The sequence below is a fragment of the Streptomyces sp. Inha503 genome (assembly GCF_047215865.1).
GTDB classification, from domain to species: domain Bacteria; phylum Actinomycetota; class Actinomycetes; order Streptomycetales; family Streptomycetaceae; genus Streptomyces; species Streptomyces lycopersici.
The window spans coordinates 10049099-10072838 of the sequence record NZ_CP178360.1; the positions used below are offsets into that span (position 1 = coordinate 10049099).

Sequence of the window (23740 nt, forward strand, 5' to 3'; positions counted from 1 at the left end):
CACCTGTCCCTGTCGTCTTTACGCCATCTCGCCGAGCCGAGCCGTGGGCTGTCGGTCAGGGGCCGTGCCCTCAGGCCGCGGTGACGGTGAACAGCCCGCCGTCGGGGTCGCGCAGGATCGCCTCACGGCCCGTGGCGGAGGCATCCGGCGGGAGGGCGACCGTGCCACCGGCGGCGCGGGCCGCCGCCACGGCGGCCGGCACATCGGGGACGCGGAAGTGGACGTACCAGCGCGGCCGGATCCGAGGGTCGGGGGCCCGCTCGACGGCGCCGCCGTGGACCACCGTCAGCTTGCGGCCCTTCTCGCGCACGATCACCTCGTCGTTCTCGTACTCCACGGAGCAGTTGCCCTCCGGCGACGCCCAGCCGAAGACCTCGCCGTAGAAGAGGGCGGCCGCGAACGCGTCACGGGTCCGCAGCTCCAGCCAGGCTGGGGTGCCCTTCTCCGGACCTGCTGCCGGACCCGACGGCCAGCCGGGCAGCGCCTCTCCCGTCCAGAAGCCGAAGACGGCGCCGTCGGGGTCGGCTGCCAGCCCGGCGCGGCGGCCGGTGCCGAACGGGAGCGGGCCGACGCCGACGGTGCCGCCCCGCTCACGGATGTGTGCCGCGGTGGCGTCCGCGTCCGCCACGGCGAAGAACGGCGTCCAGGCGACCGCGCCCCTGAGGCTGTTCGCGAGCGCCCCCACCCCGGCCACCGGCGCCCCGCCGAACAGCGCCGTACGGAACTCCTCACCCAGCCCGGTGGGGCGCCAGGTCCACCCGAGCACCGCGGTGTAGAACTCCTGCGCCGCCTGGAGGCTGGGGGCGGCGAGACTCACCCAGCAGGGGAATCCCGGCCGTGCCTGGCCGATCGGCTTCATGGGCACCACTCCTCACAACTCCGCCCCGGCACCACCGCGGGGGACTGCACCGATGTACCCCGGCGGCCGGGTGCTATGCCCCGGCGGTGGCGCGGGGCCAGGCGTCCGGGGCGATGTCGTGCCAGATGTTCTGGGCCTGGATCAGCAGGGTGCCCAGGACGGCGGCGGTGCCGGGGGAGACGTAGCGCTCATCGGTGAGCTGTTTGTGCAGGGCGCCGTGGTGCCGTTCCACGGCCTCCAGCGCGTCGTCGAGTTGGCCGCGCGCGTCGTCGAGTTCGCCGCGCGCGCCGTTGGGAGCGGCGGGCTCGTAGATCATTTCGGCCCGTGCCTCGCAGGCCGCGGCCAGATCGGCGAGGAGGCGGCCGTAGTCGCGCAGCGGCTGCTGGTCGGGGGTGGGAATGGTGCGGTTCTCGTCGGCGATGTCGACCATCGTGCTCACCACCGCGCCCACCTCGGCGACGATCGCGCTCCACCGCTGGTCCTCGCTCTCGGGGGGAAGCGCCGGCGGCACCTTCTCGTGTGACTTCCACGGCAGCCCGGGATTGAGCCGAAGGCTCTCATGGCTCCACAGCCGGGCGGATCGCAGACTCTCCTGGCGCTGCTCGAGCTGGTCGGCCAGCCGTCGCCAGTCGGCCGGGGTGTCCTCGGACCAGTCCCCCTCGGCCAGCGCCTCGGCCACGCTCGCCAGTGTCTTCCGTGTCCCGTGCGCCAGACCGCTGAGGTTCTCCCGGACGCTCCGCAGATGGACCGGCGGCAGGATCAGCGCGTTGACCGCAATGCCGATCGCGGCGCCCAGCAGGGCTTGCAGCAGCCGGTGGGAGACGGTGAGGCTGGACACCGGGGCCGAGGTGAGGGTGAACAGCGCGGTGGTGGGACCGTAGATGCCCTGGTCGCCCAGGCGGGGCCAGTTGCTGAGCAGCATCACGACGGGCAGGACCAGGGCCACCGAGATCAGGGTGTTCCCCGTCAGGGCCTCGACCCCCGCCGCCAGCAGGGTGCCCACGGCGATGGCCACCAGCTGCTGCAACCCCTTGAACAGCGAGCGGTAGACGGTGGCCTGGACCAGGACCACCGCCACCCACGGCGCCATCAGCGCCACCGGGTCCTTCAGCCACCACCCCGAGACCGCCCAGGCGAGCGTGGCCGCCCCGGCCGCCTTCAGCGACTGCACGAGCAGGTCCCGTTCGCGCCCCGGCCCCCGCCATGCCCGCGCCGCGGCGTCCACGATCCCCCGGGCCTCGGCCCGCACCACGTACGGCTTCTCGTATCCGTGCCCCATGGCGTAGTGGGTTCCTGGAGCGCGTCGGCTTATGCATGGCCGGTTGCGCATGGCTGCTTATGCAATGGCCGGTTGTGCCTGGCCGGGCGGGGGCCGGGCCGCGGGCCGCTCAGCCCGTGGCCAGCAATAGCGTGCCCACCAGGGCGAGTCCGGCGCCCGTGGCCTGGACCACCCGCAGCCGCTCGCCGAGCAGTCCGCGGGCGGCGAGGGCGGTCACCACGGGGTAGAGGGAGGCGAGCACCGCGGCGACGGTGACCGGGCCGTGGTGCGCGGCGAGGTTGTACGTGCCGTTCGCGGCCACGTCGGCGAGGCCCACGAAGGCGAGCGCGGGCAGCGACGCCCACACCACGCCCCTCCCGCCCTCGGGCAGCCCGGGGTTGCCGCGCCGGACGGAGAGCAGCAGCGCGCCGCCGCCGACCGCCACATTGCACACCCGCTGCACGAACAGCGCGAGGAACAGCCCGGTCAGCGTGTTCGACGCCTCGGCGATCAGCGCCATCACCGAGCCGAACCCCAGCGCGGCCACCAGGGTGAGCAGCAGCGTCTGCCGCTGGACGGGTGCCCCGCCGGTCTGCGGACCGCTCGCCAGGACCACACCCGCGACCGCCACCACGACGCCCGAGACCTGGAGCAGGCCGGGCCGCTCGCCGAGCACCAGCGCGACGCCGAGCGGCACGATGACGCCGCCGAGCGCGCCGAGCGGGGAGACGACGCCCATCGGGCCGAGCGCGAGGGCCCGGTAGAAGCACAGCATCGCGGCCGGGCCGACCACACCGGCCGCCGCGGCGAACCACAGCTGCGGGCCCGCCTCGGACCATCCGCCGGTGGCCACCACGATGGCGCCGAGCACGGTGACCGCGATGATCTGGGAGACGACGACCACGGTGAGCGCGGGTGTGCGCCGGGTGAGCAACCCTCCGCCGAAGTCGGCCAGCCCCCAGAGCAGACTGGTGGCGAGAGCGAAGAGTGCGGACATGGTGAAACCTCGCCGTACAGTGTGGTGGACGTGGGAGTACAGCCCACAGTAGTTCACTGCACTCGACTATGCCATTCACTATTTTGGACGGATGGACGGACCGGAACGTGACGGACCTCGACCAGCTCACGCAGTCGCTCGCCCGCAATCTCAAACGGTGGCGCAACGAACGCGGCTACACCCTCGACGCCCTGGCGGCCCGCGCCGGGGTCAGCCGGGGCATGATCATCCAGATTGAGCAGGCCCGTACGAATCCGAGCGTGGGCACCACCGTCAAGCTCGCCGACGCGCTCGGCGTGAGCATCACCACACTGCTCGACTACGAGCAGGGGCCCCGGGTGACCTTCGTCCCGCCCGACCAGGCGGTGCGGATGTGGTCCACCGAGGCGGGCAGCTACACCGCGCTGCTCGTCGGCACCGAGGCGGACGGCCCGCTGGAGATGTGGCAGTGGCGGCTGATGCCCGGCGACGAGAGCAGTTCCGATCCGCATCCGTCCGGCACGGTCGAGCTGATCCATGTGACGGCCGGCGAACTCACCCTGGTGATCGGCGGCGAGACCCACACCGCCCCGGTCGGCACCTCCGTGGCGTTCGAGGCGAACACCCCGCACACCTACCGCAACGACGGTACGGAGCCGGTGGAGATGACCATGGCGGTGTCGGTGCCGCCCGCGCGCTGAGGCCGCCGGGCCCGGCCCGCGTGCCCTGCTCCGACTGCTAGTTTGGCGGCATGAGTACGCCGATGGATGCCTTCGACGAGGTCCGTCCCGCCGTCGAGTGCCTGGACCTGCTGACCGCTCCCGTCGCCGAGGCGCTGCGCACCTGGCGCGGCCCGGAGCCGGTGGAGCAGGTGCTCTTCGTGGACACGGACCCGGACAAGGCCGACACCGCCGTACTCGTCGAGAACTACGGCTCCTGGCTGCTGGAGCAGTCCGCCAACTGCGTGGTGGTCGCGGGCAAGCGGGGCGGCGAGACCACCCTGGCCGCCTGCCTGGTCCTGGCCCACACCCGCGCGGACGTCAACGGCGTGGTGCGCCGCCACCTCGGCGCCCGCAAGGCGTCGTTCGCCCCGATCGACACGGCGACGGGCGAGAGCGGCATGGAATTCGGCGGCATCACCCCGATCGGACTGCCAGCCGACTGGCCGCTCCTGGTGGACGCCGCCGTGGCCGACACCCCGCACGCCCTCATCGGCAGCGGCAGCCGACGCGGCAAGCTCATCGTGCCGGGCAAGCTGCTCGCCGGCCTCCCGGGCGCGGTGGTTCTGGAGGGCCTGGGCGCCTGACGCCGCCTGAGGCGCTCAGCCCAGCCGGGGGATCTCGATGGCCGGGCAGCGGTCCATGACCATGGCGAGCCCGGCGGCGCGGGTGCGGTCGTACGCCTCCGGGTCGATGACGCCGAGCTGGAACCAGACGGCCTTGGCGCCGATGGCGACGGCCTCGTCGGCGACCGGGCCCGCCAGGTCGCTGTTGACGAAGACATCGACCACATCGACCGGGAACGGGATCTCGGCGAGCGAGCCGTAGCCGCGCTCGCCGTGCACCGTCTCGGCCTTGGGGTGTACGGGCACGACGCGCTTGCCGAAGCGCTGGAGGACGCCGGCGACGCCGTATGCCGCGCGCTGCTGGTTCGTCGACAGGCCCACGATGGCCCAGGTGTCGCCCAGCTCGGTGAGGATCGTGCGGACCGTCGCCGGGTCGCCGTACATGCCTGCCTCCTGTGGGGTCGCGATGCGGTCTCTTCGCAGCAGAACCGGCCGGGTGCCCCGGAGATTCCCGGGGGCGCGCCGGGGTGTCAACCCCGACGATGGTCAGGGGTCTGACCTGGCCGTTTGCCAGAGGTGGCGGGCCGTCGCCGTTTCTACCGTCACTGGCCATGGATTCAAGGACGCGATACGGCTTCGGCCGTCGACTGCTGGTCTCGGCGGCGCTGTGTGCCGCCGGGGCGGGAGCGGTGATGTGGCTGTCGCCCGGTGGGCTGGGCGACGCGGAGCGGGTGGAGGTCACGGGCGGCGCCTCGGTGTCGGTGTACCGGGCGGTGGCCGAGGCGGCGGCGGGAGCGCCCTCATGGGCCGGGTCGCTGCTGGAGATGGCCACCGAGGGCACGCTGGTGGCGCTGGGGCTGCTTCTGCTGTGGACGGGGTGGTCGGCCCTCCGGCGCGGGGACGCCTCCGGCGTGGCCGGGGCCGTGCTCACCGGGATCGGCAGCGTGGCCGGCTATGCGGTGAGCGAGGCGGTGAAGCTCGTGGTGGACGAGGAGCGGCCGTGCCGGGCGGTACGGGGGGCCGTGGCGGTGGCGGAGTGTCCCGAGCCGGGGGACTGGTCGTTTCCGAGCAACCACGCCACCCTCGCCACCGGGATCGCGGTGGGGCTGACGCTGCTCAGGCCCCGTCTCGCCGCCGTGGCGCTGCCGTTGGCGGGGGTGGCGGCGCTGCTGCGGGTGGCGGTGGGGGTGCACTATCCGCACGATGTGGCCGCCGGTGCGCTGCTGGGCGCCGCGGTGGTGGCGGCGACGCGGGTCGTCGCGGGCCCTCCGGCCGTACGGGCGGTATCAGCGCTGTTCGGGCGCGCGGGGCGGAAGGATCCCGGCCTCGTGGGCGACCACGGCGGCGGCCGCCCGGTTCTCCACGCCCAGCCGGGCCAGGATCGAGCTCACATGGGCCTTGACCGTCCCCTCGACGACATGCAGCCGACGGGCGATCTGACCGTTGGACAGCCCACCGCCGAGCAGGGCCAGCACCTCCCGCTCCCGGGCGGTCAGGGCCTCGACCCGGGCGCGGGCGGCGGTGCGGCGGTCGGCCAGGGCCCCCGCGCCACCGGACGCCAGATGCGCCACGACGCGGGCCGCGACCTTCGGTGACAGATAGGCGGCGCCGTCGGCCACCGCGCGCACCCCCGCGATCAGCTCCTCCGGTTCACCGGACTTGATGAGGAAGCCCATGGCGCCGCCGCCCAGCGCCTGGAGGATGTAGTCGTCCTCGCCGAAGGTGGTCAGCATGATGACACCGGTGTCCGGCGCCGTCCGGTGGATCTTCCGGGCGGCCTCGATACCGCCGGTGCCGGGCATCCGGATGTCCAGCACCGCCACCCGGGGCCGGTGGCGGTGCACCAGCTCCACCGCCTGGTGGCCGTCGCCCGCCTCCGCTACCACGGTGATGTCCGGATCGGTGGCGAGCACGGCCCGGATCCCCGCGCGGATCATCGGCTCGTCGTCGGCGATCAGGACCCGGATCTCCGGACGCCCTTCCCGCTGCGGGATCATCGGACGCCCTTCCCGCTGCGGGATCATCGGACGCCCTTCCCGGTGAAGGCGTCGGCGGACACCAGGGTGGAGTGGCGGAAGCACAGCCGGTAGACGTCCCCGGAGCGGTCGTCGAAGGGGTCGGCCGTCATCGCGTAGTACTCACAGACGATGTCCGTCCCCCTCGGTTCGGCGGCCGTCGGCCGGTGGCCGGTCTGGCGCCCCGGCAGATACCGCGCGATCCGGTCGCGGTCCTGTCCGATACGCAGCCGGGCGTAGTCGTCCGGGGCCAGCACCGACTCCCGGGCCTTCAGTGTGTCCCACACCCGCACCACCCCGATCAGCAGGGCCCCCGCGACCAGGGGCACCATCAGGGCCGCGAGCAGGGTGCGGCCGAGCCGGCGGCGGGCGCGCCGATGGTCATCCGCCACCGCGGCATCCGCAACATCCGGGGCGTCCGGGGCGTGGGGCGCCTCCGGCCGCCGGGTGGTGGTACGGGGAAACGTGGCGCGGACGGCGAAACCGCCCTCCTCGGGGCCGTATCCGAAGCTGCCCCCGGCCAGTGCGACGCGCTCGTCCAGCCCGATCAGGCCGAAGCCCTCGCCGCCGGAGCGGGCGGGAGCGGCGGCGGACGCGGGGCCGTTCACCACCCGGACCCCGGTCTCCTCGGCCGTATGCCGGACGTGGACGGTCGCCTCCGCACCCGGCGCGTGCTTGGCCACGTTGGTCAGCGCCTCCTGCACCACACGGCGCACGGCCCGCCCCACGTCCGGCGGCAGCTCACCGGGCTCGCCGTCGATCCGCAGCCGGACCGCGAGCCCCGACGCCGACGCCCGCTCGACCAGCTCCGCCACATCCGCGCCGCCCGGCTCCGGTGGCGCTCCATCCGGCTCCTGGCGCAGGACGCCGATCACCTCGCCGAGGCGGTCCACGGCGGCCGCCGCCCTGGCCCTGATGTCCCGGGCGGCCTCCCGGTGGCCGTCCGGCAGCCCGGGTGCCAGCTTGAGGGCCCCGGCCGAGAGGGCGATCAGGCTGAGCTCATGGCCGAGCACATCGTGCATGTCCTGCGCGATACGGGCCCGCTCCCGCAGCCGGGCCTGCTCGGCGATCAGCCGCCGCTCGCGCTCCAGCCGCGCGGCCCGCTCCCACCCCGCCCGGACCAACTCCCGGTACTGACGGCAGAACCGCCCCACGAACCACGGCAGGACGCCGGCCCCCGCCACCACCGCCACGAAGCGGTCGGCCCAGGTGATCCAGGACGGCACCGCGGCGACGGCCACCACGGCGCCCGCCACCACCCCGATCAGCCCCACCGCCGTGAACCACGTCCGCCCCGTCCGCCACCCCGCCGCGAACGCGCACAGCGCCGTGGGCACCACCCACCACAGGCTGACCACGCTCAGCCCGGCGGCGGCGATGGTGGCCGCCGGCGGCAGGTGTCCGGCCCAGGACGCCCATGGACGGGCGCCGGATCCGGTCGTGTGTGTCCGTGTCGTCATGTCCCCCACCCGCGTGATCGGCCGGCTCGCAGGGGTGACCTTACGAAGCCGGGGGACGGGTGGACACTGCCGAAAGACCAATCCCGCGCATCGCGCACATCGCGCGGCATCCGGTCGACGCCCAGGAGACGCATGCTGGTTATAGGGGAGAGAACGGGGGGAACCCGACTGATGCGGTCGGCGATCACCAGCTGTCGGCCGCGACCGACCGAGGGGGGAAGGAGAGGAAGCGACCATGCCCGCAGGATCCAGCCGTAAGCGTGAACGGCAGTACGAGCACATCAAGGAAGGCGCCGAGCAGCGTGGCGCGTCCACCGGCCGGGCGAAGGAAATGGCCTCCCGTACGGTCAACAAGGAGCGCGCACGCGCGGGCGAGTCCAGGACCGCCAGCAAGACCTCGACCCGGGACCCGAAGTCCGCGCCGCAGCGTGGCGGCCAGCGCTCCGGCAACCGGACGGGTCCCAAGGGCCCGACCCGCGACCAGCTGTACAACGAGGCCAAGCAGCGCGGCATCGAGGGCCGCTCCAACATGACCAAGGACCAGCTGGCCAAGGCCCTGGGCCGCTGACCGGGACGCCGCGGCACTTCCCTGGCGGGACGCCGCCCTCCCCGCCGAGCAGCGGGGCCGGGCGGCGTCCGTGCGACCGGGGGAGGGCGGTGGATTGGCGGCGTCGGCCACGGGTACTCAAGGGCGATCGTGCCAGGCACGACACTCCCCACCTATACCGCTCTGCACCAGCTCGTGGAGTTGATCGAGCAGGGGCCTCCGGTCTTCGTCCGCTGGTCCCGGGGGCCCGAGGCGGACCTGGAGGGCAGCGCGATCAGCCGGGACGGGCTCACCGGCACGAAGATGCCGGGCCTGTCGGCCAACTTTCTGGTTTTCGAGGAGTGGGCGAAGGACCTGCCCACGACCGTGGCGCGTGGGGCCCTTGCGCAGGCCGTCCCGGTTCGACCGTGGCGGAAGCGGCGGAGAGGGATGAGCGGGGGCAGCCCCGCAACGCCGTGGGTTGCCGCCCAAGCGGCGCGTACGCGTGACCACCGCCCGGGAGCCGGGACATAAGGTGGCCTGATGCAGGAGCGGTACCGGACGGTCGCGCGCGAAGGCGTGCACGAGATCGAGATCAACAGATCGCGCTTCCTCTGCACGCTCGCGCCCGCCGCGACCGAGCAGGAGGCGCAGGACGTCATCCAGCGGGTCAGGAAGGAGCACCCCACCGCCACCCACAACTGCTTCGCCTATGTCATCGGCGCGGACGGCGGTGTGCAGAAGGCGAGCGACGACGGGGAGCCGGGCGGCACGGCCGGGGTGCCGATGCTCCAGATGCTGCTGCGCCGCGAGATCCGGTACTCGGTGGCCGTCGTCACCCGCTACTACGGAGGCGTGAAGCTCGGCGCGGGCGGTCTGATCCGGGCCTACGGCGGCGCGGTCGGCGAGGCGCTCGACGCGCTGGGCACCGTCACCCGGCAGCGGTTCCGGCTGGTGACCGTCACCGTGGACCACCAGCGGGCCGGAAAGCTGGAGAACGACCTGCGGGCGACGGGGCGTGCGGTCCGCGAGGTGCGCTACGCCGAGGCCGTGACGATCGAACTCGGGCTGCCCGACGCGGATGTGGACGCCTTCCGCGATTGGCTGGCCGACACCACCGCGGGCACCGCCGCACTGGAGCTCGGCGGCGAGGCGTACCAGGACGCGTAAGGACGGCCTGGGCACAGCCTGGGCACCGCCTGGGCCTACGCCGATGAGCGCACCGAGGGCGGGGACGGGGCGGACCCTGGTGTGCTCCGGTCGCTCCGGACTCTCCGGGGCAGGCCGATTCTGGACGGGCGGCCCTGGGGCGGGCGGCCCTGGGCCGCGCGGGACGCGGGCCGCAGCCGGATCGTGGCGTCGAGGCCGCCACCGGGCGCCCGGGCCAAGGCGGCCTCCCCTCCGCTCGCATGGGCGAGCCGCTGCACCAGCGACAGACCCAGCCCGGTGCCGCCCTTCGGGGCGCCGGGGGCGCGCCAGAAGCGGTCGAAGGCGCGGCGGCGCTGGTCGGCGGTCATCCCGGGCCCTTCGTCGATGACATGCAGTTCGATCCAGGCGGGCCGCGCGGGAAGATGGCGGCGGTCGGCGGCCGAACAGCGCAGCACCATGGTGACGGTGGAGCCCAGGGGCGTGGCACGCAGCGCGTTGGAGAGCAGATTGTCCAGGATCTGCTCGATGGCTCCGGGCACCGCGAGCGCCTGGCCGACCCGGTCGCCGAGCAGGGCGAGATGGGCCTTGTGCCGGTCGAAGAGCGGACTCCAGGTGCGCAGGCGCTCGGCACACACCTGGTCCAGGTCGACCGGTTCGGGGGTGACGGCGCTCTCCTCCAGCCGCGCCATCGCCAGCAGCCCCTCGACCATCCGGGCCAGCCGGTCGGTCTCGGTTATCGCCGCGCCGAGACCGTCCCGGGCGTGCCCCGCCATCTCCGCCTCCAGATTGTCCAGCCGCAGCCGCAGCGCCGCCAGCGGCGTCTTGAGCTGGTGGGACGCCTCGGCGGCGAACGCGCGCTGGGAGGCCAGCAGATGCTCCAGCCGGGCGGCGGTCTGGTTGAAGGTGGCGGCGAGGCTGCGCACCTCGGGCGGGCCGGAGGTCACGGGCGCGGGCGTGGTGAACCGGCCGTCGGCCAGGCGGTGCGCGAACCGCTCCAGCTCCAGGATGGGGCGGCTCGCCCAGCGGGCGAAGACCAACCCCACGGCGGCCACGGCCGTGAGGATCGCGAGCCCGCCCACGGCCAGCAGCAGCCAGATCCGGTGGACCCGGGCCTCCACCGCGTGGGTGGGCACCGTGAGCCGCACCGCGCCCTGCAACTCGTCGCCGTGGGCGACGGGGGCGGCGACCGAGAGATAGCGGACGCCGCCGATGGTGGAGGTCCGGACGTCGATCGCGTCCCGGCCGCGCAGCGCGGCGGCGATCTCGGGGCGCGACACCAGGTTCCGCGACTCCGTGGCGGACAGCGGATGCGAGGTCGCCAGCAGCCGGCCGTCGTCGCCGACGATGACCACCCTGCCCCGGATGCGCTCGGCACAGTGCCGCGCCCGGTTCGGCAGTTCGCGCTGCTCCCGGCCCGCCATGATGGACAGCGAGGCGAACGCGGATACCGACTCGGCCTCGTCCTCCGCCAAGGAGATGATCTGCTCCCGCTCGGCTCTGCCGTAGACATAGCCGAGCGGTATGCCGAGGCTCAGCAGGGTCAGTACGGCGAGGCTCAGATACCCGAGCAGCAGACGTCGGGTCACGGCCGGGCGCCCTCCGGGATCCCCGAAGAGGCCCCCGCCGGGACTCCCGAATGGACGGCCAGACGGAAGCCGACCCCGCGCAGGGTCTGGATCCAGGCCGGATCGCCCAGCTTGCGGCGCAGAGTGGCGATGTGCACGTCCAGGGTCTTGGTCGGCCCGTGGAAGTGGGGGTCCCAGACGCGGTCGAGAATCTGCTGGCGCGAGTACACGGCGCCGGGATCCTCGGTGAGCAGGGCCAGCAGCTCGAACTCCTTGGGGGTGAGGCTGACGGGCGCGCCGCCCACCCAGACCTGACGCGTCCGGCGGTCCACGACCAGCGGCTCCTGCTCCCGGAAGGGCGGCGGGGCGGCGGCCTGAGCGGCTTGGACGGCGGTCTCGGCGGCGGTATGGGTAGCGGTCGCGGCAGTGTGGGGAGCGGTCGCGGCGGCAGTGTGGGTGGCGGTCGCGGCAGTGTGGGGAGCGGTCGGCACGGTGGCATAGGCGCCGGTCGGTGCCTCGGCCGGGCCCGGTGTGGGGGCGGCGGCGGGGGCCGTCGTGGAGCCGGTGGCCGCCGGTGCGGCGGCGGCCGTGCGCTGCGAACGCCGGGTCACCGCGCGGATCCGGGCGATCAGCTCCCGCATGCTGAACGGTTTCGCCAAGTAGTCGTCCGCGCCCAGCTCCAGCCCCAGGACCCGGTCGGCCTCCTCGCCCCGCGCGGTGAGCATGATGATCGGCACATCGGACACCTGCCGGATACCGCGGCAGACATCGATGCCGTCCATGTCCGGCAGTCCCAGGTCCAGCAGAACGATGTCCCCGTACGGCCCTTCCAGTCCGGCAGCGCCCGTGCCGACATGACCGACCATCAGTCCATACCGCCCCAGCCCCTCGACGAGGGGCTCCGCGATCGTCTCGTCATCCTCGATGAGTAGCGCTCGTACGGTCATGGGGACCTGTGTACCGTAATGGCGGCCGGCATTTCTGGTTTTTGTAATGTTGCGAGTGCGGATCCGAATATTGGCGAAGAACTTGTCATGCTCTAGTGTTCGTTTAGCCTTCGTCTGGCAGAGCCCTCCCTACGGTGAATCGCATCTGGTCCAACCACCCGTCAGGGAGGCATGATGAGGACTCTGCTCGAACACGCCCGCTCGTTCCGGCGCCGGGCCGATTTCAACCACGATGAATACCGGAAACTGGCCGAGGGGCAATTTCCGGAGGCACTCTTCATTACCTGCTCGGATTCCCGGGTGATTCCCGCACTCATCACCGGTGCCCGCCCCGGCGAGATATTCGAGCTGCGCAACGCGGGCAACATCGTGCCGCCGCACGGGATGCATCTGATCTCCGGTGAGGCCGCCACCATCGAGTACGCGCTGGAGGTGCTCGGCGTCTCAGACATCGTCATCTGCGGCCACTCCCACTGTGGCGCGATGGGCGCGCTGGCCTCCGGGGCGGACCTGTCCCGGCTGCCCGGTGTGGGCGCCTGGCTCTCGGTCATCCGCTCGGGGCTGGCCCCCGCCCTCGACCGGGCAGCCGATGACCCGTCGCTGCGGGAGGTGGCGCAGCTCAATGTCCGGAATCAGCTGGCCGCGCTGGAGGAGTACCCGGCGGCGCGGCGTCGCCTGGAGACGGGCCGGCTGCGGCTGCACGGCTGGTTCTACCAGCTGGACAGCGCCGAGCTGTGGGAGCTCGATACTGACGGTGACTTCCGGGTGCACCCATGACGAGCGGCCGACACGCCCGGGGCCGGACACAGCCGGATCCACCGCCGTCCTACGACATCGACGAGGTCTTCCCGCCGATCGGGAGGATCGACGGGATCGACGGGGTCAACGGGATCGACGGGTACGACACCGGGGCGACGCGGCCGATGCCCGCCTACCCGGCCGCTGACACGACCGTAGGGGGAAGGGCCGAAGCCCCCGGAGCCCATAAGGCGGGTGGCCGGGCGAGCGCCAGGGCCAACGGCCGGACGAACGCCAACGCCGACGGCGGGCCGAACGGCATGGCCTGGGCGAAGAACAGGGCCAAGGGCAAGGCCGGTGGGACCGGCCGGGGCATCGACCTCGGCACCGAGATCAGCGCCTCGCTGGTCGTCTTCCTCGTCGCGCTGCCGCTGTGCATCGGCGTCGCCGTCGCCTCCGGAGCCCCCGCCGAACTCGGCATCATCACCGGTGTCGTCGGCGGCCTCGTCATCGGCATGACCCCGGGCAGCACCCTCCAGGTCAGCGGTCCCGCCGCCGGACTCGCCGCGCTGGTCGCGGAGACGGTGGAGGCCCAGGGCATCGCCGCGCTCGGGGTGATCGTGCTGGGCTCCGGCATCCTCCAGATCCTCTTGGGGCTGATCCGGCTCGGCCGGATGTTCCAGGCCACCTCGATCGCCGTGGTGCAGGGCATGCTCGCCGGTATCGGCCTGCCGCTGATGTTCAGCCAGTCCTATCCGCTGGCCGACAACCAGGCCGCCGGCACGCCCATCGAGAACATGCTCGGCTTCCCCGGGCTGATCGCCGAGACCCTGGCGAACCCGCAGGCGGCCATCGCCGCCGGGCTCGGCATCGCCACGGTCGTCCTCAGCTTCGTATGGAAGAAGGTGCGGGGGCCGGTCGGGAAGATCCCCGCCGCGCTGGTGGCCGTCGGTGTCGGCATCGTGGTCGCCGCCCTGCCCGGGGTCGAGGTGAAGACGCTCCAGGTGGGCAATTTGCTGTCCGCCGTCCAGGTCCCGGGGCCCGAACAGTTCGCCGGGCTGGCCGACCCCGCGATCCTCACCGCCATCGTCACCTTCACCATCATCGCGTCGGCGGAGAGCCTGTTCACGGCCGCCGCGGTCGACCGGATGCACGACGGCAAGCGCACCCGCTTCAACAGTGAGCTCATCGCCCAGGGCGCCGGAAACACCCTCTGCGGCATCCTCGGCTCGCTCCCCATGACCGCCGTAGTCGCCCGCAGCTCGGCCAACGTCCAGTCCGGCGCCAAGACCCGTATCTCCCGGACCCTGCACGGCCTGTGGCTGCTGGCCTTCGCGCTGCTGCTGCCGAACGTCCTCGCCCTGATCCCGATCTCGGTGCTGGCCGGTGTGCTCGTCCACAGCGGCTGGAAGCTGTTCGCCCCCGAGCAGTTCCCGAAGATGTGGCACCAGGACCGGGGCGAGTTCGCGGTCATGACCCTCACCACGGTCGCCATCGTCGCCACCGCGCTGCTGGAAGGGGTGCTGATCGGCCTTGCCGCGGGCATCGTGCTGGCCGCGCTGCGGATGTCGCAGACCTCCGTCGAGCACCGCGTCGAGGGAGACACCGCGAAGCTGGTCGTGGCCGGTAACGCCACCTTCCTGCGGCTGCCCAAGCTCATCGACGCGCTGGAGGCGGTGGGCTCCGCGGGCACACCGCGGATCCGGCTGGATCTGATGAAGGTCACCCATCTGGACCACGCTTGCCGCAATCAGATCGAGGAGTTCGTCACCCAGAAGCGGGCCGTGCCCGGGGCACGGGTCGAGCTCCTCATGCCGGACGGGCTGGGGGCACCGAAGAAGCCGAAGAAGCCGAAGAAGGCGAAGCCGCCGGAGCAGTCGGAGGCGTCGAAGCCGGACCATGGCCCCCGGTTCGCCGAACCGTCCGCCGGTCCCGACCCGACGGCGGACCCCGGCGCCGTACCGGGCCCGACCGCGGAGTGGTACTACCTCGACCCCCACCCGCTGGATGCCCACCGGGACCCCGGCCCCTACGACGGCCACCCCGATATCCCCGGCATCCCCGACGGCCTCGACGCGTTCGACGACTCCCGATGGAGGGAGACGCCCAGGTAACACGGGGACGAAAGCGAGGTCCGTGAGGTCCCGGGCACCGATCGCGGCTACCGTGGTCGGTGCCCGTACCGCTGATCCGGTGCGGGCACCGTTATGGGCCAACAGGGGCGGAGAAAGGGCGAACGTGCGGGTCGGAGTCGATACGTGAGAATTCTGCACACCTCCGACTGGCACCTCGGGCGGTCCTTTCACCGGGTCAGCCTCCTTGCCGCGCAGCGGGAGTTCATCGACCACCTCGTCGCCACCGTGCGCGAGCGGCACATCGACGCGGTGGTCGTCGCGGGCGACGTCTACGACCGCGCCGTGCCGCCGCTCGCCGCCGTCGAGCTCTTCGACGACGCCCTGCACCGGCTCGCTGACCTCGAGGTGCCGACGGTCATGATCTCCGGCAACCATGACTCGGCCCGCCGCCTCGGCGTCGGCGCCGGGCTGATCGACCGGGCCGGGATCCATCTGCGTACCGACCCCGCCGGCTGCGCCACGCCCGTCGTCCTCACCGACGACCACGGCGAGGTGGCCTTCTACGGTCTGCCGTATCTCGAACCGGGTCTGGTGCGGGAGGAGTTGGGCGCCCCGGCGGCCGGTCATACGGCGGTGCTGGGCGCCGCCATGGACCGGGTGCGCGCCGACCTCGCCACCCGGCCGTTCGGCACCCGGTCCGTCGTCCTCGCGCACGCCTTCGTCACCGGTGGCGCGGTCAGCGACAGCGAGCGGGACATCACGGTCGGCGGGGTCGCCTCCGTACCCGCCGAGGTCTTCGGCGGCGTCGACTACGCCGCACTCGGCCATCTGCACGGCTGTCAGACCATCACCGAGCGCATCCGCTACTCGGGCTCCCCGCTCGCGTACTCCTTCTCCGAGGCGGCGCACCGCAAGTCCATGTGGGTGGTGGAGCTGGGGGCGGCGGGTGAGGCGCCGTCGTGCGAACGGGTGGAGTGCCCGGTGCCGCGGCCGCTGGCCCGGATCCGCGGCCGGATCGAGGAGTTGCTGGCCGATCCGGACCTCGAACGCCATGAGGAGGCGTGGGTCGAGGCCACGCTGACCGACGCGGTGCGGCCGCATGAGCCGATGGCCCGGCTGACGCGGCGCTTCCCCCATGCGCTCACGCTGGTCTTCGACCCCGAGCGGTCCCCCGAGGATCCGCTCGCCTCGTACGCACAGCGGCTGCGCGGCCGCTCGGACCGGCAGATCGCCGAGGACTTCGTGGCCCATGTGCGGGGCGGCCGCGGCCCGGACGAGGCGGAGCGCGCGCTGCTCGGCGACGCGCTGGAGACGGTGCGGAGCGAGGCACACGAGGGCGCCGTGCCGGGCGGCGGGAACGGCGCGGGGGCGACGACGGCGGGTGCCGTGACCGCGGGGGCGACCGCGGGGACGACCGCGGGGGAGGCGGCGCGATGAGGCTGCACCGGCTGGCCGTCACGGCCTTCGGCCCGTTCGGCGCCACCCAGGAGATCGACTTCGATGAGCTGTCCGCCGCCGGGCTCTTCCTGCTGCACGGGCCGACCGGCGCCGGTAAGACGTCCGTCCTGGACGCGGTCTGCTACGCGCTGTACGGCCAGGTGCCCGGCGCCCGCCAGGGCGGTGGCCTCTCGCTCCGCAGCGACCACGCAGAGCCGCTGACCCCGACCGAGGTCGTGCTCGAATTCACCGTCGGGGAGCGGCGCCTGGAGATCACCCGGCGCCCCGAGCAGCCGCGCCCCAAGAAGCGGGGCACGGGGATGACGCGGGAGAAGGCGCAGACCCTGCTGCGCGAGTACGCCCCGCCGACGTCCTCGAACAGCGCGGGGGCGGGGAAGTGGAGGGCCCTCAGCCGCTCGCACCAGGAGATCGGCGAGGAGATCGCGCAGCTGCTCGGCATGAGCCGGGAGCAGTTCTGCCAGGTGGTGCTGTTGCCGCAGGGCGACTTCGCCCGCTTTCTGCGCGCTGACGAGCTGGCGCGCGGCAAGCTGCTGGGCAAGCTGTTCGACACCGGCCGCTTCGCCGCCGTCGAGGAACGGCTGGCGGAGCAGCGGCGGGCGGCGGAGAAGCGGGTCGCGGCCGGGGACGAGCGGCTGCTCGCGCTCGCCCACCGCATGGCGCAGGCGGCGGGCCGCACCACGGAGCTCGACGGGCATCCGCTGCCCGAGCCGGCCCCCGGTGAGCCGGGGCTGGCCGACGCCGTCCTGGAGTGGGCCGCCATCGCGCGCGCGGGCGCGCGCGAGCGGCAGGACATCGCGCTCTCCGCCGTACGGGCAGCGGAGGCGGCCCACGACGCCGCCCAGCGGACCGCCGACGCGACCCGCGAACGGGCCGAACTCCAGCGCCGCCACGCCGAGGCCCGCCGCCGGGCGGACGACCTCGAAGCGCGGCGACCCGACCACGACCGCCTGCGTGAGCTGCTGGAACGCGCCCGCGCCGCCGACGCGGTGGTCCCCGCACTCGACCTCCGCACCGCCGCCGCCCGCGACCACCACACCGCCGAATCCACCGAACACCAGGCCCGCACCCGCCTGGCGGCCGAGCCCGACCTGGCGGCCATGACCCTCGCGCGGATCCCGGACATCCCCGACCAACGCACACCTCCCGGCCCGGCCGCATCGCCCGACGCACCTCTGCCCGCACAGGCCGCCGCGTCCCCGGAGGAGCCCGCCCCGCCGCACGCGGTCGCGGAAGGTGCGTGGGCCGGGCCGGCCCCCGATGAGGACACCGCGGATGACGCGCCGCGCCGGGCGCCGTCCGGTGAGGCGGGGACGACGGCCTCCGGCGAACCCGGCCCGCGGGGGCGCCTCATGGCGCAGGCGGTCGGGGAGGGTGGTACCGGAACGGGCGCGCCGGGCCAGGAGGCGCCCGTCCGGGCGGAGGGCGCCGTCGTGGGCCTGCCGGATCAGGCGCAGGGGGCGTGGGCCTCCGGCCGGGGCTCGGCCGCCGAGGTGGGGGCGGCAGGTGGGCAGGTCGGTTCCGGGGCAGGCGTGTCGCGCCGGGCGCCGGTCGGCGACGAAGCCGCCGCCTCGGGGGCGCGGAGTGCGGGCGCGTCGCACCCCGACGCGGCGAGGCAGGCCGTACCCCAGACGGGTCCCGCGGTCCGTGAGGGGGACGGGCCCTACGGCGAGCGGGACGCCGGTTCGCGGGGCGCGGGTGTGGCCGTGGCGCTCGCCGAAGCCGATGCCGAGTGGCTGGGACAGGTTGAGCGGCGGGTGCGCGAGGAGCTCGGGGCGTTGGGGGCCGCGCGGCGGGGGGAGGTCCGGGCGGAGGCCGTCGTCCGTGAGATCGCCGCGCTCGAGCGGGAGGCTCGCGCCGACGACGAGGCGATCGAGGAGGCCGCCGAATGGCTCGCCGGGTGGGAGGAGACCCACCGGGCGCATCAGCGGCGGGTCGAGGCGGCGCAGGAGGCCGTCGCCCGGGCCGAGCAGCTCGGCGGGCGGATCGAGCCCGCCGAGCGGCGGCTGGAGGCCGCCCGGCGGCGGGACCGGCTCGCCGGGCAGGAGGAGCGGGCCCGGGAGGAGCTGTTGCGGGCGCGGGAAGGGGCCGCCGCCGCACGGCAGAACTGGCTCGACCTCAAAGAGGCCCGGCTGCGCGGTATCGCCGCCGAGCTCGCGGCCGGGCTGCGCGCCGGAGAGCCCTGCGCGGTGTGCGGGGCGACCGATCACCCGAGCCCGGCCCGGCCCGGGGCCGGACATGTGGACCGTACGGCGGAGGAGGCCGCGCTGGCGGACTACCAGCGCGCCGAGGAGGTCCGCGAGGAGGCCGAGCGGGCGCGGAACGCGCTGCGGGAGGCCCGCGCGGGCGCCGAGGCCACGGCGGAGGGCGAGGACGCGGCCGAACTCGACCGGGCCCTGGCCGAGTTGCGCACCGCGTACGCCGAGGCCCGGAACGCGGCGGCCGACGCACACCCCGCCCGCGAGGCCCTGGACCGGGCCGAGGGCGAGCACACCCGCCGTACGCGACAGCGGCAGGAGGCCGAGCGGCGGGCGGCCGCCCGCACCTCGCACCGCGAGGCCCTGGCCCGGGAGCGGGCCGCGCTGCTGGCCGAGCTGGAGCGGGCGCGCGGCACGGACGCCACGGTCGCGCGCCGCGCGGCGCGGCTCGAGCGGCAGGCGGCGCTGCTGGCCGACGCCGCCGAGGCGGCGCGGGCCGCCGACGCGGCCGCGAACCGGCTGAAGGAGGCCGATGCCCGGCTCGCCGACGCCGCCTACCGGGCCGGGTTCGAGACCCCGGAGCAGGCCGCCGAGGCCGTACTGCACCCGGACCGGCAGCGCGAGGCGCGCCGCCGTCTGGACGCCTGGCAGTCGGAGTCGGCGGCGGTCGCGGCCGAGCTGTCCGACCCGAGGGTGCTCGCGGCCGCGCAGGAGCCGCCCGCCGACCCCGCGGTGGCGCAGACCGCGGCCGACGTGGCCACCCGCGCGCTGCGCGAGGTCTCGGCCGCGGACGCCGCGGCCCGCACCCGCTGCGAGGAGCTCGACGCGCTCTCCGCGCAGGCCGTCGCCGACGCCCGCCGGCTCGCCCCGCTGCGCGCGGAGCACGACCGGATCGCCCGCCTCGCCTCGCTCGCGGCGGGCACCTCCGCGGACAACGAGCGCAGGATGCGGCTGGAGGCGTATGTGCTGGCGGCCCGCCTGGAGCAGGTCGCGGCGGCGGCGAGCGTACGGCTGCGCCACATGTCCTCCGGGCGCTACACCCTGGTGCACTCCGACGCCCGCTCCGGCGGGCGCGGCCGCTCCGGTCTCGGACTGCATGTCGTCGACGCCTGGACGGGCAGCGAGCGCGACACCGCCACCCTCTCCGGCGGCGAGACCTTCTCCGCGTCGCTCGCCCTCGCGCTGGGTCTGGCCGATGTGGTCACCGACGAGGCGGGCGGGGTCCGCCTGGACACCCTCTTCATCGACGAGGGGTTCGGCAGCCTCGACGAGCAGACCCTGGACGAGGTCATGGACGTGCTGGACTCGCTGCGCGAACGGGACCGTGCGGTCGGCATCGTCAGCCATGTCGCCGATCTGCGCCGGCGGATCCCCGCCCAGCTGGAGGTCGTCAAGGGCCGCCAGGGCTCGGCCGTACGGCATGGGATGGCCGCCGCGCGCTAGGGGGTCCGGCGGTACGCGCACGCCTGCGGCGGGCTGTTCCCCTCCCCGCCCCTTCCCGAAACTGGGGCTCCGCCCCAGGCCCCGGGGGGCGGGGCTGCGCCCCAGACTCCGGGCTGGGGCTGTGCCCCAGGCCCCCGACCGGGGCTCCTCCCCAGACCCCGGGGTCCAGGGGCGGAGCCCCCGCATGGTCCGCCGTACACCCTGTAGCGGGACGAGCTCAGAGCGCCGACAGCTCCTCCACCAGGTCGTCAAGACCCAGCGACCCCTGCGAAAGCGCCGCCATGTGCCACTTCTTCGCGTCGAAGGCGTCGCCGTGCGCCTTACGGGCCGCCTCCCGACCCGTCAGCCAGGCCCGCTCGCCCAGCTTGTAGCCGATGGCCTGGCCCGGCATGCCCAGGTAGCGCACCAGCTCACTGTCGAGGAACTCCGCCGGACGGCCGCAGTGCAGCCCGAAGAACTCGCGCGCCAGCTCCGGGGTCCACCGCTCACCGGGGTGGAAGGGCGAATCGGCGGGGATCTCCAGCTCCAGGTGCATCCCGATGTCCACGATCACCCGCAGCGCCCGCATCATCTGCGCGTCCAGATAGCCCAGCCGCCGCTCCGGGTCCGACAGATAGCCCAGCTCGTCCATGAGCCGCTCCGCGTACAGCGCCCAGCCCTCCGCGTTGGCGCTGACCATGCCCACCGTGGCCTGGTAGCGGGAGAGCTGGTCGGAGACGTGCGCCCACTGGGCGAGCTGGAGATGGTGGCCGGGCACGCCCTCGTGGTACCAGGTGGAGACCAGGTCGTAGACCGGGAAGCGGGTCTCGCCCATCGTGGGCAGCCAGGTCCGGCCGGGGCGGGAGAAGTCCACCGACGGCTGGGTGTAGTACGGCGCCGCCGCGCTGCCCGGCGGGGCGATCATCGACTCGACCCGCTTGACCCGTTCGGCCAGGTCGAAGTGGGTGCCGTCCAGCTGCTCGATGGCCTCGTCCATCAGCTCCTGAAGCCACACCCGGGTCTCCTCGACGCCCTCGATATGGGCACCGTGGGCGTCGAGGTGGCGCAGAGCCTCCCACGGGTTGGCGCCGGGCAGGATCTTCTCCGCCTCGGTGCGCATCTCGGCGTGGATCCGGTGGAATTCCGACCAGCCGTACGCGTACGCCTCGTCCAGGTTCAGGTCCGTGCCGTTCCACATCCGGGCCCAGCGGCGGTAGCGCTCACGCCCCACCACATCGGGGGCGCCCTCGATGGCCGGGGCGTAGGTGTCGCGCAGCCAGTCGCGGAGCGTGGCCAGCGCGCCCGTGGCCGCCGCGGCCGCCTCGTCCAGCTCACCGCGCAGCGCGTCGGGGCCCTCGGAGGTGAAGTCCGCGAACCAGCCGCCGTCCGTGCCGATCCACTCCGCCAGCTGCTCGAGGACCGTGGCCACCTGCCGGGGGCCGGCCGGGAGGTTCCGCCGCAGCCCCTCGGCGAGCGAGGCGCGGTACCCCTCAAGCGCGGCCGGTACGGCGCGCAACCGGGCCGCGACCGCCGACCAGTCCTCCTCGCTCTCGGTGGGCATCACGGTGAAGATGCCGCGCACCGAGTGCAGCGGGGAGCTCAGATTGCTGACCGCGCGCAGGTGCTCATCGGCCTTGTGCACATCGAGTTCGGCGGTCAGCCGCTCCCGCAGCAGCCGGGCGCAGCGGCGCTCGGCGTCACTGTCCGCGCCGGGGCGCGCCTCGGCCTCGGCCAGCCGGTCCAATGTGGTGCGGTCCAGGTCGGCGATGGCCTTCGCCCCCTCGGGGGAGAAGTCCGGCAGACGCCGGGAACTCTCGGGAACGCCCAGGTAGGTGCCGGTGATCGGGTCGAGTTCGATGAGGGCGTCGACATAGCTGTCGGCGACCTGACGGGGCAGCGGAGCGTTCTTGGTATCGGACATGCGGCCCATCCTCGTACGTTCCGGGGTGTGGCGTCAGCACCACGGGGGTGTGACGCATGGGAACAGGGGTGTGCTACGAGGTCGCCGAGCCGTCCCGGGCGGGCGGCAGCAGCGGGCCGCAGCTCCACTGCTGGAAGATCAGCCGAGTCTCGACCCGGGCCACCTCGCGGCGCGAGGTGAACTCGTCCAGCACCAGCCGCTGGAGATCGGCGGTGTCGGCCACCGCCACGTGCACCAGATAGTCGTCCGGCCCGGCCAGGTGGAACAGCGCCCGGGACTCGGGCAGCGCCCGTATCCGCTCCACGAACGGGCCGACCAGCTCCCGGCGGTGGGGCCGCAGCTGCACCGAGAGCAGGGCCTCGAGACCGCGCCCCAGCTTGACGGGGTCCAGGCGGAGCTCATGGCCGAGAATCACCCCGGAGCGGCGCAGCCTGGCCACCCGGTCCAGACAGGTCGAGGGCGCCACACCGACCTGGGCGGCCAGATCGCGGTACGTGGTCCGGGCGTCGTTCTGGAGCAGCCGCAGAATCTGAAGATCCACCGGATCGAGAGCGACGGTTTCGGCCATCGGCCGAACGTAGCACGGACATCGACCGCGAGCGCCCGGTGGTTGTTCACCCTTCACGCATGGACATCAGGCAGAACACGGAGAGCACCGGGAGCACCGGGAGTACGGCAACCATACGGAGTACGGAGACCGCGCCGGGCACTCAGGGCCCGCACGGCGACGTCGCCGCACGGCACGCGTTCGCCACCGAGGCCGTCCACGCCGGGCGCGAGGACCTCCCGGGCATGGGTCTGCACGCCGTACCCCTGGATCTGTCGACCACCTACCCCTCGTACGACAGCCGCCAGGAGGCCGCCAGGATCGACGCGTTCGCCGCCACCGGCGCCCGGCCGGACGGCCCGCCCGTCTACGCCCGCCTGGACAACCCCACCGTGGCCCGCTTCGAGACCGCCCTGGCCCGGCTGGAGGGCACCGAGAGCGCGGTCGCGTTCGCCAGTGGTATGGCGGCGCTCAGCGCGTGTCTGCTGGCGCGCGGGGCCCAGGGGCCGCGGCATGTGGTGGCGGTCCGCCCGCTGTACGGATGCAGCGACCATCTGCTGGACACCGGGCTGCTGGGCACCGAGGTCACCTGGGTCGACCCGGCCGGGATCGCGGACGCGATCCGCCCCGACACCGGCCTGGTCATGGTGGAGACCCCGGCCAATCCGACGCTGGCCGAACTCGATCTGCGGGCCGTCGCCCACTCCTGTGGCACGGTCCCGCTGCTCGCGGACAACACCTTCGCCACACCGGTGCTCCAGCGCCCGGCCGAGCGGGGTGCGAGCCTCGTCCTGCACAGCGCCACCAAGTACCTCGGCGGACACGGCGATGTGATGGGCGGCGTGGTCGCCTGCGACGAGGAGTTCGCCCGGGTGCTGCGCCGGGTGCGGTTCGCCACCGGCGGGGTGCTGCACCCGCTCGCCGGGTATCTGCTGCTGCGCGGGCTGTCCACACTGCCGGTACGGATGCGCGCCGCGTCGGCGACCGCGGCCGAGCTGGCCCGGCGGCTGGCCGACGATCCACGGGTGGCCCGCGTCCACTATCCCCGGATCGGCGGGGCGATGGTGGCCTTCGAGCCCCACGGCGATCCGCACGCGGTGATCGGCGGGGTGCGGCTGATCACTCCGGCGGTGAGCCTGGGCAGCGTGGACACCCTCATCCAGCACCCGGCCTCCATCAGCCACCGGATCGTGGCCGAGGGGGACCGCCGCTCCTCGGGGATCGGCGACCGGCTGCTGCGGATGTCGGTCGGGCTCGAGGACGTGACGGACCTGTGGCGCGATCTGGACCGGGCGCTGGGGTCCTTCTGACGGCGGCCCGGTGGCCCGGCGGCCCGGCGGGGCG

Annotated in this window: 20 protein-coding genes and 1 pseudogene; 11 read left to right on the plus strand and 10 right to left on the minus strand. The window is 73.8% G+C overall.

Translation table 11 applies throughout. The features are described from left to right. Nucleotides 1–70 precede the first annotated feature (70 nt). From ACJX2R_RS42145 to ACJX2R_RS42155, 3 genes are all read right to left on the minus strand, one after another. A complete protein-coding gene (locus ACJX2R_RS42145; protein ID WP_413104366.1) occupies nt 71–859 on the minus strand; it encodes a VOC family protein in 789 nt (262 codons plus the stop codon). A gap of 73 nt (nt 860–932) precedes the next feature. Beyond that, complete coding sequence (locus tag ACJX2R_RS42150; protein WP_413104367.1) at nt 933–2138, minus strand: FUSC family protein; 1206 nt, start codon at nt 2136–2138, stop codon at nt 933–935. Nucleotides 2139–2247: 109 nt separating this feature from the next. Continuing rightward, nucleotides 2248–3114, minus strand: a complete 867-nt coding sequence (locus ACJX2R_RS42155; protein ID WP_413104368.1) for an EamA family transporter — start codon at nt 3112–3114, stop codon at nt 2248–2250. Nucleotides 3115–3221: 107 nt separating this feature from the next. Between ACJX2R_RS42155 and ACJX2R_RS42160 the strand changes: the two genes are divergently transcribed. Together ACJX2R_RS42160 and ACJX2R_RS42165 are read left to right on the plus strand one after the other, a co-directional pair. After that, nucleotides 3222–3794, plus strand: a complete 573-nt coding sequence (locus tag ACJX2R_RS42160) for a helix-turn-helix domain-containing protein (RefSeq protein WP_262702458.1) — start codon at nt 3222–3224, stop codon at nt 3792–3794. Nucleotides 3795–3844: 50 nt separating this feature from the next. Further along, on the plus strand, nt 3845–4399 hold the full coding sequence (locus tag ACJX2R_RS42165; protein WP_413104369.1) for a YbaK/EbsC family protein: 555 nt from the start codon (nt 3845–3847) through the stop codon (nt 4397–4399). Between the two features lie 15 nt (nt 4400–4414). Here ACJX2R_RS42165 and ACJX2R_RS42170 read toward each other — a convergent pair whose 3' ends face one another. Beyond that, nucleotides 4415–4822 carry a CoA-binding protein gene (locus ACJX2R_RS42170; protein WP_262702456.1) on the minus strand — a complete coding sequence of 136 codons (408 nt, stop codon included), beginning with the start codon at nt 4820–4822 and terminating at the stop codon, nt 4415–4417. Between the two features lie 380 nt (nt 4823–5202). Here ACJX2R_RS42170 and ACJX2R_RS42175 point away from each other — a divergent pair. Then, nucleotides 5203–5571: pseudogene (locus tag ACJX2R_RS42175) on the plus strand (phosphatase PAP2 family protein); the annotation flags it as partial. Nucleotides 5572–5664: 93 nt separating this feature from the next. Here the strand turns inward: ACJX2R_RS42175 and ACJX2R_RS42180 are convergent. Together ACJX2R_RS42180 and ACJX2R_RS42185 are read right to left on the minus strand one after the other, a co-directional pair. Further along, nucleotides 5665–6375: a response regulator gene (locus tag ACJX2R_RS42180; protein ID WP_413106090.1), complete on the minus strand. Its 711-nt coding sequence runs from the start codon at nt 6373–6375 to the stop codon at nt 5665–5667. 23 nt (nt 6376–6398) lie between these two features. Continuing rightward, nucleotides 6399–7853 (minus strand): sensor histidine kinase, encoded by a 1455-nt coding sequence (locus ACJX2R_RS42185; protein ID WP_413104370.1) that lies wholly within the window; start codon nt 7851–7853, stop codon nt 6399–6401. Between the two features lie 235 nt (nt 7854–8088). Here ACJX2R_RS42185 and ACJX2R_RS42190 point away from each other — a divergent pair, with 235 nt between their 5' ends. The 3 genes from ACJX2R_RS42190 to ACJX2R_RS42200 all read left to right on the plus strand — a co-directional run bounded on the left by ACJX2R_RS42190 (nt 8089) and on the right by ACJX2R_RS42200 (nt 9549). Continuing rightward, a complete protein-coding gene (locus tag ACJX2R_RS42190) occupies nt 8089–8421 on the plus strand; it encodes a plasmid stabilization protein (RefSeq protein WP_413104371.1) in 333 nt (110 codons plus the stop codon). 129 nt (nt 8422–8550) lie between these two features. Then, nucleotides 8551–8913 carry a DUF6098 family protein gene (locus ACJX2R_RS42195; protein WP_413104372.1) on the plus strand — a complete coding sequence of 121 codons (363 nt, stop codon included), beginning with the start codon at nt 8551–8553 and terminating at the stop codon, nt 8911–8913. A 9-nt stretch (nt 8914–8922) separates the two neighbouring features. After that, the gene (locus tag ACJX2R_RS42200) at nt 8923–9549 is read left to right on the plus strand and encodes a YigZ family protein (RefSeq protein ID WP_413104373.1); all 627 of its coding nucleotides are present in this window, start codon (nt 8923–8925) and stop codon (nt 9547–9549) included. A 35-nt stretch (nt 9550–9584) separates the two neighbouring features. Here ACJX2R_RS42200 and ACJX2R_RS42205 read toward each other — a convergent pair whose 3' ends face one another. After that, nucleotides 9585–11114 (minus strand): sensor histidine kinase, encoded by a 1530-nt coding sequence (locus ACJX2R_RS42205; RefSeq protein ID WP_413104374.1) that lies wholly within the window; start codon nt 11112–11114, stop codon nt 9585–9587. Beyond that, on the minus strand, nt 11111–12040 hold the full coding sequence (locus tag ACJX2R_RS42210; protein WP_413104375.1) for a response regulator transcription factor: 930 nt from the start codon (nt 12038–12040) through the stop codon (nt 11111–11113). Before ACJX2R_RS42210 ends, ACJX2R_RS42205 begins: the two co-directional genes overlap by 4 nt. A gap of 174 nt (nt 12041–12214) precedes the next feature. Between ACJX2R_RS42210 and ACJX2R_RS42215 the strand changes: the two genes are divergently transcribed. The 4 genes from ACJX2R_RS42215 (at nt 12215) to ACJX2R_RS42230 (ending at nt 19949) form a co-directional block, all read left to right on the plus strand. Further along, the gene (locus tag ACJX2R_RS42215) at nt 12215–12817 is read left to right on the plus strand and encodes a carbonic anhydrase (protein WP_413106091.1); all 603 of its coding nucleotides are present in this window, start codon (nt 12215–12217) and stop codon (nt 12815–12817) included. Between the two features lie 281 nt (nt 12818–13098). Beyond that, a complete protein-coding gene (locus tag ACJX2R_RS42220; RefSeq protein ID WP_413106092.1) occupies nt 13099–14892 on the plus strand; it encodes a SulP family inorganic anion transporter in 1794 nt (597 codons plus the stop codon). A 144-nt stretch (nt 14893–15036) separates the two neighbouring features. Further along, on the plus strand, nt 15037–16290 hold the full coding sequence (locus ACJX2R_RS42225) for an exonuclease SbcCD subunit D (protein ID WP_413104376.1): 1254 nt from the start codon (nt 15037–15039) through the stop codon (nt 16288–16290). After that, complete coding sequence (locus ACJX2R_RS42230; RefSeq protein WP_413104377.1) at nt 16287–19949, plus strand: AAA family ATPase; 3663 nt, start codon at nt 16287–16289, stop codon at nt 19947–19949. The genes ACJX2R_RS42225 and ACJX2R_RS42230 overlap by 4 nt, the downstream gene beginning before the upstream one ends. Before the next feature lie 217 nt (nt 19950–20166). Here ACJX2R_RS42230 and ACJX2R_RS42235 read toward each other — a convergent pair whose 3' ends face one another. Continuing rightward, nucleotides 20167–21849 (minus strand): DUF885 domain-containing protein, encoded by a 1683-nt coding sequence (locus ACJX2R_RS42235; protein WP_413104378.1) that lies wholly within the window; start codon nt 21847–21849, stop codon nt 20167–20169. 73 nt (nt 21850–21922) lie between these two features. Next, nucleotides 21923–22417 (minus strand): Lrp/AsnC family transcriptional regulator, encoded by a 495-nt coding sequence (locus ACJX2R_RS42240; protein WP_413104379.1) that lies wholly within the window; start codon nt 22415–22417, stop codon nt 21923–21925. A gap of 59 nt (nt 22418–22476) precedes the next feature. Here ACJX2R_RS42240 and ACJX2R_RS42245 point away from each other — a divergent pair, with 59 nt between their 5' ends. Beyond that, nucleotides 22477–23706 carry a trans-sulfuration enzyme family protein gene (locus ACJX2R_RS42245; RefSeq protein WP_413104380.1) on the plus strand — a complete coding sequence of 410 codons (1230 nt, stop codon included), beginning with the start codon at nt 22477–22479 and terminating at the stop codon, nt 23704–23706. The last annotated feature ends 34 nt before the right edge of the window (nt 23707–23740 follow it).